General features: G+C 69.2%; 1 protein-coding gene. It reads right to left on the reverse strand.

The window, feature by feature from the left end:
• On the reverse strand, window positions 1–253 hold a 253-nt coding region (locus tag VTU_RS29900; protein WP_010109440.1), incomplete at both ends, for a hemagglutinin repeat-containing protein.

Consider the following 253-nt stretch of genomic DNA (forward strand, 5'->3'; position numbering starts at 1 on the left):
CTGCGGTCGTAGCTCTCGCGCGCCTGGCCGTGCGCGGTCCTCGCGTTCTGGACCGTGATGTCGTTGTTTGCGATCAAACTCGCCTGGCCCGTGCCGGCAGCGATCGTCGCGCCCACCGCGGTGACGTTGCCCTGGCCATCCGCCTTGGCGCCGTTGGCAATCAGGGTCGCGTTGCGCCCGGCAGTGAAGGCGCCGCCGACCAGGGTCTCGTTGGTCTGGGCGATGCGGTGGTAGGCATCCTTGCGCGCGTTCT

The organism is Verminephrobacter aporrectodeae subsp. tuberculatae At4 (genome assembly GCF_000193225.1).
Classification (GTDB): Bacteria; Pseudomonadota; Gammaproteobacteria; order Burkholderiales; family Burkholderiaceae_C; genus Acidovorax; species Acidovorax aporrectodeae.